This window comes from Anaeromyxobacter sp. SG17, from assembly GCF_022690695.1.
Classification (GTDB): Bacteria; Myxococcota; Myxococcia; order Myxococcales; family Anaeromyxobacteraceae; genus Anaeromyxobacter; species Anaeromyxobacter soli.
In genome coordinates, this window is the sequence record NZ_JALCYX010000004.1 from 106,260 (window position 1) to 118,657 (window position 12,398).

Below are 12,398 nucleotides of genomic sequence, written 5' to 3' on the forward strand. Positions count from 1 at the left end.
CTCCCTCACGAGATCCGTGCGCCGGCGGGCGGCGCGGGCAGGGCGGCGTCCCCGACGTTGCCGAGGTAGGCCTCGATGACCTTGGGGTGGCGCTTCACCTCGTCGGGCGAGCCCTCCGCGATGAGCTTGCCGCCGTCGAGCGCGGTCACCACGTCGCAGAGCTGCGTCACCACGTCCATGTGGTGCTCGATGAGCACGATGGTCACGCCGCGCTCGCGGATCCGGCGGATGACCTCCACCTGCTTCACCACGTCCGGGTGAGCGAGGCCGGCGGCGGGCTCGTCGAGGATGAGGACCTCGGGCTTCCGCGCGAGGGCCCGGGCCATCTCGAGGAAGCGCTGCGCGCCGTAGGTGAGGTCCTTCGCGGGGGTGCGCGCCTGCTCCCGCAGCCCGACGAGTTCGAGCAGCGCCAGGGCGTCGGCGCGCGCGCGCCGGTCCTCCGCGCGGCCGAGGCCGAGCAGCACGAACGGCAGGGGAGCCCGGTACACGCCCGTGAGCGCGACCATCACGTTCTCGAGCGCGGTGAGCCCGGTGAAGAGCTGGAGGTTCTGGAACGTGCGGGCGACGCCCGCACGGGCGACGCGGACGAGGCTGCCGTGGGGGAGCGGGCTGCCCCTGAGCAGCGCCTCGCCCGAGGTCGGCGTGTAGAGGCCGGAGATCACGTTCACGAGCGTGCTCTTGCCGGAGCCGTTCGGGCCGATGAGGCCGTGGACGTGCCCGGCGCGCACCGCGAGGGAGACGCCGTCGACCGCCTTCACGCCGCCGAAGTGCCGCCGGAGGTCGCGCAGCTCGAGGAGCACGGCGCCGTCGGCGAGCCGGGCCGGGAGGACCTCGTCGAGGGGCGAAGGGGGCGGGAGCGGCGGCGGGGCGATGCGGAGGAGCTGCGCGAGGAAGCGGGTGGCGAAGCCCATGAGCCCCTCGGGCAGCCCCACCACCACCGAGAACAGCATCAAGGCGAAGATCGCCTTGCGCCAGTCCTCGGTGTTCTCGACGACGAGCCCGCCCACCACGAGCGCGGAGGTCGCGACCACCGGGGCGATCGCCTGGAACGGCCGCATCGTGCGCCGGAAGAGCCCGCGCGCGCCCGCGGCGAGGGCGACGGCGAGCCCGAGCGCGGAGAACGCCTGGAAGAGCGTCCGGTTGGAGAGCAGGTTCGGGAGGAGCGCCACGAGCGAGGCGCCCACGAACGCGCCCCACAGGCTCTTCCTCCCGCCGAGCACGACCCCGAGCAGCAGGATCACCGTGAGCTCGTACACGAAGCTCTGCGGCTGGAGGTACTGGAAGTTGAACGCGTAGAGCGCGCCCGCGAGGCCGCCGAGCCCGGAGCCGAACGCGAACGCGGCGACCTTGTGGCGGTAGGTGCCGACGCCCATCGCGTCGGTGGCGATGGGGCTGTCTCGCAGCGCCTCGAACGCGCGGCCCCACTGCGACGAGAGCAGGTTCCGCATCGCGATCCAGACCATCGCGAGGAGCGCCACGCACATCCAGTAGAACGCGCGCGCCCCGAGGGCGTGGCCGAGGAGCGGCGGGCGGGAGAGGCTGAAGCCCTGGGCGCCCTGCGTCAGCCACTCGAGCTCGTTCAGGGCGGTGGTCGCGAGCGCCGTGAAGCTCAGGGTCGCGAGCGCGAACTGCGGCCCCTCGAGCCGGAGCGCCGGGAGCGCGAGGAGCGCGCCGAGCACGAAGCACACGGTGGGCGCGACGAGGAGCGCGCCGACCAGGCCCAGGCCGGTGTGGGTGACGACGATCGCGGCGGCGTACGCGCCGAGGCCGAGGAACGCCGCCTGGGCGAGGTTCACCTGGCCGAGGTAGCCGACCGTGACGTCGAGGCCGATGAGGAGGATGCCGTAGATGGCGAGGAGCGTGAGGAGCCCGAGCGCGTACGGGCTCGCCACGGCGAGGGGGAGCGCCGCGAGGGACGCGAACAGCAGGAGCTCGGCACCGCGGACGAGGAACAGCCGTTTCCACATGGCGCGAGCGCTCCCGTCAGACCTTGCGGATGGCGGCCTTGCCGAACACGCCGGTGGGGCGCACGGCCAGGGCCAGGATGAGGAGGACGAGGCCGGGCGCCTCGCGCCAGCCGCTCCCGACGTAGAAGCTCGCGAGCGTCTCGAGGGCGCCGAGGAACGTCCCGACGAGCACCACGCCGAACCCGGAGTCGAGGCCCGCCACCACCGCCACCGAGAACGCCTTCAGCACGAGCGCCGAGGCCATCGTCGGCCCGACCGTGGTGATGGGCGAGACGAGGATGCCGGCGAGGGCGGCCACCGCGCCGGACAGCGCGTACGAGAGCATCACCGTCCGCTTCGCGGAGATGCCCATGAGCTCCCCGGCGTCGCGATCCACCGACACCGCCTCGAACGCCTTCCCGAGCAGGGTCCTGCGCTTGAGGAGCTCGATGAGGCCCATCACGGCGAGGACGCCGACCGCGACCGACAGCTCGAGCGGCGTCACGTCCACGCCGAGCACGTGGATGGAGTCGGAGGGGATGGGCGTCGGGAACGGCCGGTCGTCGCGGCCCCAGATGTTCTCCGCGGCCGAGAAGAAGAACAGGCCGAGGATGATGGTGAGCAGGATCCAGCCCTCGCTCTTCTGCTCCAGCGCGAGCCGCACGCCGGCGCGCTCGACCACGAGGCCGAGCGCCGCGCCGAAGAGGAGGCCGGCGGGGAGCACGAGCCAGTAGGAGAGGCCCAGGTCGAGGAGCGTGAGGCTGAAGAACGCCGACACCATCACGAGCTCGCCCTGCCCGAAGTTGATGCTCTTGCTCGTGGCGTAGGTGAGCTGGAAGCCGTAGGCGATGAGGGCGTAGACGAGGCCCATCAGCGCCCCGCTGATGGCCATCTGGGCGACGATCGAGGCGGGCACGGGCGCGGGATCCGAGGTGCGGGGAGGAGACCGGAGGAGAACGAGGAGAACGGGGGAGGGGAGGAGGGCGGCCCTCCTCCCCCTCGCCGGAGGCTACATGTTGCCGTTCTTCTGCAGGCGGGCGCGATCGCGCTCGTTCGCGAACACGACGCGGCCGTCCTGGATCATCCCCATCACGACCTGCTCGCGGCGGAACGCCTCGTGGGTCTCGACGTTCGACGGATCCCACTTCGAGTAGGGCTTCTTCCAGGTGGCGATGACGCCGCTCACCGGCTCCGTCAGGTCCTCGAGCGCCTCGCGGATCTTCTGGCTGTCGGTGCTCTTCGCCTGCTTGACCGCCGCGGCGAACACGTACACCGCGTCGTAGCCCTGCGCGGCCGACACGGGGGAGGGGATGCGCGTGACGCCGTAGGCCTTGTGGTAGGCCGCGATGAAGGCCTTGGCCTTCGGGGTGATGGGCTCCTCGATGAACGTCTGCGGCATGAGCGTGCCGTTGCCGTTCTTGCCGGCGTTGTCGATGAAGTTCGACATGGAGAGCGTCCAGCCGCCGATGAGCGGCACCTTCATGCCGAGCTTGGCCATGCCGTTCGCGACGGCCGCCATCTCGGGTCCGATGCCCCAGATCAGGATCGCCTGGGCGCCGCCGGCCTTCGCGCGGAGGAGCTGGGCGGTCATGTCCTTGTCGCCGATGTTGAACTTCTCGGTGGCGACCACCTGGAGCTTGTCGCCCTGCAGCTTCATCTGGCGGACGAGGTCGTCACGGCCGGAGACGCCGTAGTTCGTCGCGTCGTGCAGCAGCGCGACCTTCGTGTACTTCCGGTTGACCGCCTCCTCGACCACCATGGCCGCCTGGATGCCGTCGTGCGCCGCGAAGCGGAACATGGAGAGCGTCTTCGGGCCCTCTGCGCCCTTCGCCCACTGGGTCATCGAGGCGGAGCCCGCCGCAGGGGTGATGATCTTCACGATGCCCCGGTCCTGGAGGTGCTTGTCGCCCGCGAGCACCACGCCCGTGTTCACGGAGCCGATGACGCCGGAGAGGTCCGGCATGGCGGCGAGCTCCTGGGCGATGAGCGCCCCGCGCTCGTTCTTCGCCTCGTCGTCGCGCTCGACGGCCTCGATCTTGAGCTTCTTGTCGCCGACCTGGATGCCGCCCGCGGCGTTGATCTCGGCGATGGCGAGCTTGGCGCCGTCGCGCATGGACGCGCCCATCGGGGCGGAGCCGCCGGTGAACGGGCCGGTGACGGCGATCTTCACGGAGTCGGCGGCGGAGACTGGGAGGGAGAGGGCGCAGAGCAGCAGCGTTCCGAAGAGCTTCGTCATGTGATCCCCTGGAGCGGGTGAACGCGAGGAGCGCAAAAAACGGGTTCGGGAGACGCAAATCCAGCAGCGGCGCGGTACGGTAACACGAAAGATCCGCGGCGCGCGGGAGCGCGCAGCGGGTTCGACGAGGGATCGGAGCCTGGGAAAACGGCGAGGGATTCGAGCGTGAACACGGATGTTCTCGACGGATCGCGACGGCTCTGGACTCACGGTCGACCGCCGTGGCGGCCCATGGGTCGCGGGCGCCCCAGGGGAGGCGGGGCACGCGAATGCTGCGCGCAGGCGCGGGTGCGACGCGCATGAGCCTCGGTGAGGTCGCCCTGCTGTCGTCCGCCGCGTTCGTGGCCGGCGCGCTCAACGCGGTGGCCGGCGGCGGCAGCTTCCTCACGCTGCCGGCGCTCGTCCTCACCGGAGCGGCACCGCTCGCCGCGAACGCCACCGGCACCTTCGCGCTCCTGCCGGGCTACCTGTCGGGCACCTGGGGCTTCCGGGAGGAGCTACGCCCGCCCCCGGGGCTGTCGTTCCCGGCGCTCCTCGCGCTCGGCGCGGCGGGGGGCGCGCTCGGCGCGGCGCTCCTCCTCCTCACGCCGGCGCCCGCGTTCCGCCGCATCGTCCCGTGGCTGCTCCTCGCCGCGACCGCCCTCTTCGCCGCCGCGCCGCGGCTCCTGCGCGCGGCGCGCGCGGGCGGCGGCGCCGGAGCGCGCGGAGCGGCGATGGGCGTGCTCGCGGTCTCGGTCTACGGCGGGTACTTCAACGGCGGGCTCGGCGTGCTGCTCCTCGCGCTGTTCGCGGTGCTCGGGCAGACGAACCTGAACGCGATGAACGGGCTCAAGAACCTCCTGTCCGCGGTCCTCTCCGCGATCGCGGTGGGCCTCTACGCCTTCGGCGGGATCGTCCTGTGGCGCGAGGGGGCGCTCATGATGGTGGGCTCGATCGCGGGCGGCTACCTGGGAGCGCGAGCCGCTCGCAGGGTCCCGGGCGCGTGGCTGCGCGGAGGGATCGTGGCGACGGGCCTCTTGATGGCGGCGCTCTTCTGGCTGCGCGCCTGAGGGCGCCGCCGCCCGCACCGGAGCACGCGCGCCGGTCAAACATCCGGAGCCGGTGAAGTGCGCTCGGGGCACGGAGCACGAGCACGCCATCGAGGCTCCGTGCAATCACGGACACCGCGGCGACCTCGCCCATCGAGGCTACGGGCGATCACGGACACGGCGCCCGATCTCGCCCACCCGGGCGCCCGGAGCGTGCCCGGTCCGTTCGTTCCGTGGGCGATCTCTCGGCCGGCACCCAGCGTCCGCTTACGACCCAACCAACCGATGACGCGACCTGGTCTCGCTCCGGGCGCCGATACATGCGTGGGCCACACCGCGCGGCGCTCCGCCGCGGGAGTTCCCTGCGCGGCCGCCGCGCGGGCACGGGAGGTCCGGACATGGCGAACGTGATGGTGAAGCCCGATCGCGCCGAGGTTCCCCTGCTGACCCCGGAGCTGCTGGCTCCGCTCCGCGAGAAGCTGCGCGGCGCGCTCTGCCTCCGGGGCGAGCCGGGCTACGAGCAGGCGCGCACCCTGTGGAACGCCATGGTGGACAAGCACCCCGGCGCGGTGGTGCGCGCCGCCGGAGCGGCCGACGTCATGCGGACGGTAGACTTCGCGCGCGAGCACGGCGTCCTCTTGTCGGTGCGTGGGGGCGGGCACAACGTCGCCGGGAACGCGGTGTGCGAGGGCGGCCTCACCCTCGACCTCACGCCGATGAAGTCGGTGCGGATCGACGCCGCCCGGCGGACCGCGCGCGTCGAGCCGGGCGTCACCCTGGGTGAGTTCGACCGTGAGGCCCAGGCGTTCGGGCTCGTGACGCCGCTCGGCATCAACTCGACCACCGGGGTGGCCGGGCTGACGCTGGGGGGCGGGTTCGGCTGGACGAGCCGGAAGCTGGGGCTCGCGATCGACAACCTGCTCTCGGCCGACGTGGTCACCGCCGACGGCAGGCTCCTCCAGGCGAGAGAGGACGAGAACGCCGACCTCTTCTGGGCGATCCGCGGCGGCGGCGGGAACTTCGGCGTGGTGACGTCGTTCGAGTTCCGCCTCCATCCGCTCGGGCCGATGGTGCTCGCCGGGCTGGTCGTCCACCCGTTCTCCCGCGCGAAGGAGCTCCTGAAGGGCTATCGAGGCTTCGTCGCCGGCGCCCCAGACGACGTGACCGCCTGGGTGGTGATGCGCAAGGCGCCGCCGCTCCCGTTCCTCCCTCCGGAGGTCCACGGCAAGGAGGTCCTGGTGTTCGCCGCATGCTACGTGGGCGAGGTGCCGGAGGAGGGAGTGAAGGCGCTCGCTCCGCTCCGCGCCCTGGGGCAGCCCATCGCCGACGTGATCGGCCCCGCGCCCTTCGTGGCGTGGCAGACGGCCTTCGACCCGCTCCTCGCCCCCGGCGCCCGCAACTACTGGAAGTCCCACGACCTGCGCGAGCTCGACGACGCGGCGATCGACATCCTGCTGGACCACGTCCGGCGGCTGCCGTCTCCAGAGTGCGAGGTGTTCATCGGCACGCTCGGGGGCGCGATCAGCCGGGTGCCGGCGGAGGCCACCGCCTACTCGCGCCGTGACGTGCGCCTGTTCGTGAACGTCCACACCCGCTGGACCGACCGTGGCCAGGACGCGGAGTGCGTGCGCTGGACACGCTCGCTCTTCGACGCGCTCACCCCGCACGCGACCGGCGGCGTCTACGTGAACTTCATGCCGGACGACGAGGCCCAGCGCGTGCAAGGCGCCTACGGCCCGAACTACGAGCGGCTCGCCAGGATCAAGGCGAAGTACGACCCAGACAACCTCTTCCGCCTGAACCAGAACATCCGCCCCGCCCCGTAGCGGCGCGGGCGGCGAGCACCGCGGGGACAGTGCACCACCGACGGCGCGTGCTGCCTCACCGAAATCCGGGTGCCTCGCTCGCGTGGCCCGCGCAAGATCCCACGGATCCGGCGGGATCCTGCGGATGGCAGGGGCTTCGCATTGAATCGCGCGAGCGCGGCACGCCGCCGTGCGAAGCGTCCCGGACGGACGAGGAGGCGAGCACATGCTGACCCGCATCGGAGGCACCGCGGCGCCCGGAGACTCGGTCGACCTCCTGCTCGAATGCCACGAGCGCATCCGCTCCTTCCTCGGCCTCGCGCGCCGGATCGCCGAGGCGGGCCCGGCCGAAGCAGCCGCGGTCCCCGAGGCGGCGGCCCGCGTGCGCCGCTACTTCACGCAGGCGCTGCCGCTCCACGCGCAGGACGAGGAGCGCTCGATCCTGCCGCGGCTGCGCGGGCGCGACCCGGCCGTGGATGCGGAGCTCGACACGATGACGCGGGAGCACGCCGAGCACGAGGCGCCGCTCGCGATCCTCGTGGGCGCGTGCGAGGAGCTCGCGCGCGAGCCGGGCCGCCTGGCGGCGCTCGCGCCCGTCGTCGGCGCCGCCACGGCGGAGCTCGAGCGGCACTTCGTCGCGCACCTCGAGCGGGAGGAGAAGGTCATCTTCCCCGCCATGCGCCGGCTCCTCGAAAGGTCCGTGGACGGCGAGATCGTCCGGGAGATCCGCGCGCGCCGCGGCGTGGTCGAGCCGCCGGGCCCCGCTGCGCGCGCGGCGCCGCCGGCGCGGTAGTTCGCGTCCGGGGCGACGCCTCTCCTGCGGGATGCGCCGCGCGAGGCCGCAACGCATCTTCGCGCCGACAGGGCGAGGCGCGGAGGTGGTCATGGCGGGCGAAGGGGCCGTGCGGTCTTCGGCCGGGGATCGGGACGCTCCGCGGAGGAGGAGCGCCGCGCGCGCGCTCCTGGCGCTCGCGCTCCTCGTCGTCGCCGCGCCGGGCTCGGGCGGGGCTGCCCTCGCCGCGCCGGGACGGGGCAGCGCCGCGCCTGCGCCGAAGCTGGACGTCCCCTACGAGCCGAGCGCCCCCGAGGTGGTCGACCGGATGCTCGCGCTCGCGGACGTCCGGGCCGGGGACGTGGTCTACGACCTCGGCTGCGGCGATGGGCGGATCGTGATCGCCGCGGCGAAGCGCGGCGCCCGCGCGGTCGGCGTGGACCTCGATCCCCAGCGGATCCGCGAGGCGCGGGAGAACGCGCGCGCCGCGGGCGTCGAGGAGAAGGTGGAGCTCCGCGAGGGCGATCTCTTCGAGACCGACCTCGGGCCGGCGACGGTCGTGATGCTGTACCTGTGGCCCGAGGTGAACCTGCGGCTCCGGCCGAAGCTGCTCCGGGAGCTCCGGCCGGGCACGCGGGTCGTCTCCCACGCCCACGACATGGGCGACTGGGAGCCCCAGCGCACCGCCGTCGCCGGCGGCGCGCGGGTGTTCCTCTGGATCATCCCGGAGCGCGCGTCGCGCTAGCGCGGCGCCCGGAATCGTCCGGTGGCACCGGCGATCGCGCCGCGGTGCCTCAGGCGAGGTTGTGAAAGACGCGCTGGACGTCCTCGTCCTGCTCGAGCGCGTCCACCAGCTCGAGGACCTCCTTCGCCTGGTCCTCCGGGAGCTCGACCGGCGTCTGGGCCACGTACTCCGACTCGGCGGAGAGGAGGGGGAGCTTCCGCTCCTCGATGGCCGCCTGGAGCTGGCCGAAGCTCTCGAACGCGCTGCGGATGACGATCTGCTTCTCGCCCTTCTCGCCGGTCCCCTCGCCCATCTCCTCGAGGCCGTGATCGATGAGGTCGAGCTCGATCGCGTCGAGGTCGATCCCCTCGGGCGCGAGGCGGAAGACGCCCATCCTGCGGAACTGGAACGCCACGCTGCCGGTCGTGCCGAGGTTGCCGCCGTTGTTCTTGAAGTGCATCCGGACGTTCGCCACGGTCCGGACCACGTTGTCGGTGGCGGTCTCCACCATCACGGCGACGCCGTGCGGCGCGTAGCCCTCGTAGACGACCACCTCGTACGCCTGCTGGTCCTGGCCGCTCGCCCGCTTGATGGCGGCCTCGACCTTGTCCTTCGGCATGTTGGCGCCGCGGGCGTTCTGCAGCGCGCGCCGGAGCGCGGGGTTGTTGTCCGGGTTGGGCCCGCTCCCCTTCACGGCGATGGCGATGTCCTTGCTGATCCGGGTGAAGACCTTCGCCATCCGGTTCCAGCGGGCGAACATCGTGGCCTTGCGAGTCTCGAAGATGCGTCCCATGCGTCCCTCTCTCGGCGCGGGGCGAGGCCGTCCCTCGCGCCCCCGGACGGGCGGATATCTCACACGGCCACCCGCGCGCAAGCTCCGCGCGCCCGCGCCCTTCGCGCCTGCTAGCCTGGGATGAGGCCGTGCAGCAGGTCCGAGCGGTCCACCATGCCGACGAGGTGCCCGCCCGCGTCGGTCACGGCGAGGACCTTGTGGTTACCCGCCAGCATGAGGCCGATCGCCTCGGCGACGGGCGTGTCCTCGCGGGCGAGGGCGACCTCGCTCGTCATCAGATCCGCCGCCGTGCGCGCGTGGGCGTGACGCTCCAGCGTGATCTCCTCCGGCCCCGGGTGCGCGAACGGGAGCCGGCTCATGAGCGAGCGCAGCGCGCCCGGCCTGAGCGCGGGGGTGATCCGCTCGAGCAGCTCCGCGTCCGTGACGAGCCCCACCACCCGGTGCTCGGCGTCCACCACCAGGGCTCGGTTCAGCCGCGTCGCGACGACGGCCTGAAACACCTCCGCGAGCGGCGTCTCCGGCCGCACGAGGGGGAAGTCGCGCCGCATCACGCGCGCGAGCGGCGTGTCCCGGGCGAGGCCGAGGGCCCGCGCCGCCGCCCCCGAGCCCGGCGCGGCGGTGTCGAGGCTGCGGGCCGCGGCCCGGAGCAGATCGACGCGGGCCACGACGCCGACGAGCTTGCCGTGGTCGCTCACGACCGGCATCCGCTTCAGGCGCAGTCGCGCCATCCGCGCGGCCACGTCCGGCAGCGGCGTCCCGGCCTCGACCGTCACCGGGGGCCGCGTCATGACGTCGGCGGCGACGAGGCTCGAGCGGGAGAGCCGCTGCAGGAGCTCCTGCAGCTCCGGGCGCTCGAGGGTCGCGGCGAGATCGAGCCGCACGCCGAGGCCGCCCTTGCGGACGAGATCCGAGCCCGTGACGATCCCGACGGGCACGCCGTCGTCGACGACCGGGACGGCGCGGTACGGCTTGCCGAGCAGCGCCTCCACGACCTCGCGCAGGGGCGTGTCGCTCGCCGCCGAGACCACGTCGCGCGACATCACGTCGGCGGCGGTCATCGTCGCGGGGAGGTCCCGCACCGGGTGCGGCGCGTGCAGCACGATCTCGGTGTCGTCCACGGTGATGAGGCCGTGCGGCACGAGCTCCTTCACCCGGGGCAGGAGCCGCTCGACCACCTCTGGCCGGTCGATCCACTCCACGATCACCGGCAGGTGAGGCGCGATGTCGACGAGCCCGGCGGTGTGGAGCTCCCCCGCGGCGCCGAAGCCGCTCGCCGCGCGGAGGAGCGTCGCGCCCTGCGCGTTCTCCCGGCGCAGGTACTCGAGGACCGCGTGCGCCGCCGGGCTCCGCCCGACGCGGTCGTCCTCGCTCGTGTAGACGCGGACGCGCTTCGCCTTGCCGACGAGGTCGATGCCCATCCTTCACCCCCGGGCCGGTCGAGATCCCGCCCGAACCACGCCGAGGCGGGCGCCCGTCCGGATCCTAGGGCACGGGGTCTGTTCGGGCAGGCGCGATCGGGGTGCCGGCGAGGACCCCTGGGGGATCAGCGGCCGGCTGGCGAGCGGCGGCCAGGGGAGCGCGCCTGAACGCTTCCGCGCGGGATCACGTCGATGACGACCCGCGGATCGTCCTTCGCCACGAGCTCCTGCTCGGCGCGGACGAGCGCCCGCGGCGCACGCCGCGTGAACCAGAGGTGCGCGTCCGGCGCGTGCACGAACGGGCGGAGGGGGAGGGGGAGCTTCGGGTGGAGCGTGAAGCGGTCGCACGCGATCCGCCGCTCCGCCGCAGGGATGTCGTCCGGGCCGTCGTCGCGTACCACGAGGGTCACCACGCGCGGCTTCGGCGTGAACGCAACGAAGGTGAGCTCCGACGCTCCACCCGGCTCGAGGGGGAGCTGACTCGCCGCGAGGGCCGTGCCGTAGCCTGCGAACGAGCGGCCGGCCGGGAGGTCGAGCTTCGCGCGCTCTCGCTCCATCCGATCTCCGCGCCGGACGACCGAACGCGCCTCGCCGGTGGCGAAGTCCACCTCGAACCGGCGCTGCTCCTCGCCGCGCAGCGTCTCGACCCAGGCGAACCGCTCCTGCTCGAGCTCGGCCCCGACCCGGAACGTGTCGGTCTCCTCCGCCTGCCGCCCGTCGCGGAACACCCATCGGGCGTGAACGACGAGCCGGTCTCCGCGGCGCTCCTGGGAGAGCTCGCCGTCGGCGACCACCGCGCCCCGCGCGTCGGACATGGAGGGGAAGCCGTGCAGCGCGCCGGGCGGCGAGCGCACCTCGACCGCCGTCGCCGGAAAGGCGAGGGCGAGGAGCAGCAAGGCCACGGCGGTACGGCTCACGATTCCAAAGGTGCTCACCCCTCGGCTCGAGCGCCCCGCGTGGGAGCCCGGGCCGTACGCACCGGTACGAACACCTGTACCGCGGCGTACGGGCGCATCGAGGGAGGGCACGTGATCTCGCGAGGATCCGCGCGGCATACCGGTTGCTCTTCGGGCAGCCGGCCGCTCGGTGCGGCCAAAAAGGAGAGACAAGCATGAAGCGCATGTGGGTCATCACCGCCGCACTCGCAGGGATCCTCTTCGCCCGGGCCGGGCTCGCCGACGACGTGGAGACGAAGGACGCTGCGGACGGCGCCCTCGCCGACAAGGCCGACGCGCCCGCGACGCCGCCCACGCTGCCGAGCCAGGCCTCGGAGCGCGCCACCTACGTCCACGAGAACATCGCGTTCGGCAAGCAGGGCGACGCGCAGCGCGCCGCCCACGCCCAGGCGCAGGACTCGGCCCGCGACGCGCGGGCGCACGCTGCGAACGCCGCCGCGCACGCCGCCGCTGCGAGCGCCGCGGGCGCCGCGAGCTCCGACGCGCACGCCGCCGCGGGCCAGACCCGGGCGGAGACCGCGCGCACGACGCGGAGCCAGCCGACCCCGTACGTCCCGCCCACCAACACCGGCCGCCGCTAGCGACGATGCTCGCCCCCGCCGTCGCGGTCGCCCTGCTCGGGCTGTCGCTCGCGAGCGGAGGCTCGGGCGCCGACGAGCACGTGCGCGCCGGCGCCCGGCTCTTTAGCGAGTCCCGCGACGAGGGGGCGCGCGCCGCGGT

At 73.3% G+C, this 12,398-nt stretch carries 11 protein-coding genes; 5 read left to right on the forward strand and 6 right to left on the reverse strand.

Annotation, left to right across the window (positions count from 1 at the left end; genetic code table 11):
* Positions 1-5: 5 nt before the first annotated feature.
* The 3 genes from MNY60_RS03340 to MNY60_RS03350 form a co-directional block, all read right to left on the reverse strand.
* The gene (locus MNY60_RS03340; protein ID WP_242333599.1) at positions 6-1,967 is read right to left on the reverse strand and encodes an ATP-binding cassette domain-containing protein; all 1,962 of its coding nucleotides are present in this window, start codon (positions 1,965-1,967) and stop codon (positions 6-8) included.
* A 16-nt stretch (positions 1,968-1,983) separates the two neighbouring features.
* A complete protein-coding gene (locus tag MNY60_RS03345) occupies positions 1,984-2,862 on the reverse strand; it encodes a branched-chain amino acid ABC transporter permease (protein ID WP_242333596.1) in 879 nt (292 codons plus the stop codon).
* A 93-nt stretch (positions 2,863-2,955) separates the two neighbouring features.
* Positions 2,956-4,182, reverse strand: coding sequence for an ABC transporter substrate-binding protein (locus MNY60_RS03350; RefSeq protein WP_242333594.1), 1,227 nt, complete (start codon positions 4,180-4,182; stop codon positions 2,956-2,958).
* Positions 4,183-4,481: 299 nt separating this feature from the next.
* Between MNY60_RS03350 and MNY60_RS03355 the strand changes: the two genes are divergently transcribed.
* The 4 genes from MNY60_RS03355 to MNY60_RS03370 all read left to right on the forward strand — a co-directional run bounded on the left by MNY60_RS03355 (position 4,482) and on the right by MNY60_RS03370 (position 8,532).
* Positions 4,482-5,231: a sulfite exporter TauE/SafE family protein gene (locus MNY60_RS03355; RefSeq protein WP_242333590.1), complete on the forward strand. Its 750-nt coding sequence runs from the start codon at positions 4,482-4,484 to the stop codon at positions 5,229-5,231.
* Positions 5,232-5,608: 377 nt separating this feature from the next.
* On the forward strand, positions 5,609-7,036 hold the full coding sequence (locus tag MNY60_RS03360) for an FAD-binding oxidoreductase (RefSeq protein ID WP_242333587.1): 1,428 nt from the start codon (positions 5,609-5,611) through the stop codon (positions 7,034-7,036).
* A 205-nt stretch (positions 7,037-7,241) separates the two neighbouring features.
* Positions 7,242-7,808, forward strand: coding sequence for a hemerythrin domain-containing protein (locus tag MNY60_RS03365; protein ID WP_242333584.1), 567 nt, complete (start codon positions 7,242-7,244; stop codon positions 7,806-7,808).
* Between the two features lie 91 nt (positions 7,809-7,899).
* On the forward strand, positions 7,900-8,532 hold the full coding sequence (locus MNY60_RS03370) for a cyclopropane-fatty-acyl-phospholipid synthase family protein (protein ID WP_242355705.1): 633 nt from the start codon (positions 7,900-7,902) through the stop codon (positions 8,530-8,532).
* Positions 8,533-8,581: 49 nt separating this feature from the next.
* On the opposite strand, the gene MNY60_RS03375 is transcribed toward MNY60_RS03370, so the two are convergent.
* The 3 genes from MNY60_RS03375 to MNY60_RS03385 form a co-directional block, all read right to left on the reverse strand.
* Positions 8,582-9,304: a YebC/PmpR family DNA-binding transcriptional regulator gene (locus tag MNY60_RS03375; RefSeq protein WP_242333578.1), complete on the reverse strand. Its 723-nt coding sequence runs from the start codon at positions 9,302-9,304 to the stop codon at positions 8,582-8,584.
* A gap of 110 nt (positions 9,305-9,414) precedes the next feature.
* Positions 9,415-10,722 carry a DUF190 domain-containing protein gene (locus MNY60_RS03380; RefSeq protein ID WP_242333575.1) on the reverse strand — a complete coding sequence of 436 codons (1,308 nt, stop codon included), beginning with the start codon at positions 10,720-10,722 and terminating at the stop codon, positions 9,415-9,417.
* A gap of 125 nt (positions 10,723-10,847) precedes the next feature.
* Positions 10,848-11,639, reverse strand: a complete 792-nt coding sequence (locus tag MNY60_RS03385) for a hypothetical protein (RefSeq protein ID WP_242360033.1) — start codon at positions 11,637-11,639, stop codon at positions 10,848-10,850.
* Between the two features lie 194 nt (positions 11,640-11,833).
* On the opposite strand from MNY60_RS03385, the gene MNY60_RS03390 reads away from it, so the two are divergent.
* The gene (locus MNY60_RS03390) at positions 11,834-12,259 is read left to right on the forward strand and encodes a hypothetical protein (protein ID WP_242333567.1); all 426 of its coding nucleotides are present in this window, start codon (positions 11,834-11,836) and stop codon (positions 12,257-12,259) included.
* Positions 12,260-12,398: the final 139 nt, after the last annotated feature.

Coding starts and splice junctions, on each gene's coding strand:
- MNY60_RS03360 (WP_242333587.1), top strand. CDS start 5,609: ATGGCGAACGTGATGGTGAAGCCCGATCGCGCCGAGGTTCCCCTGCTG.
- MNY60_RS03390 (WP_242333567.1), top strand. CDS start 11,834: ATGAAGCGCATGTGGGTCATCACCGCCGCACTCGCAGGGATCCTCTTC.
- MNY60_RS03355 (WP_242333590.1), top strand. CDS start 4,482: ATGAGCCTCGGTGAGGTCGCCCTGCTGTCGTCCGCCGCGTTCGTGGCC.
- MNY60_RS03370 (WP_242355705.1), top strand. CDS start 7,900: ATGGCGGGCGAAGGGGCCGTGCGGTCTTCGGCCGGGGATCGGGACGCT.
- MNY60_RS03380 (WP_242333575.1), bottom strand. CDS start 10,722: ATGGGCATCGACCTCGTCGGCAAGGCGAAGCGCGTCCGCGTCTACACG.
- MNY60_RS03340 (WP_242333599.1), bottom strand. CDS start 1,967: ATGTGGAAACGGCTGTTCCTCGTCCGCGGTGCCGAGCTCCTGCTGTTC.
- MNY60_RS03350 (WP_242333594.1), bottom strand. CDS start 4,182: ATGACGAAGCTCTTCGGAACGCTGCTGCTCTGCGCCCTCTCCCTCCCA.
- MNY60_RS03365 (WP_242333584.1), top strand. CDS start 7,242: ATGCTGACCCGCATCGGAGGCACCGCGGCGCCCGGAGACTCGGTCGAC.
- MNY60_RS03375 (WP_242333578.1), bottom strand. CDS start 9,304: ATGGGACGCATCTTCGAGACTCGCAAGGCCACGATGTTCGCCCGCTGG.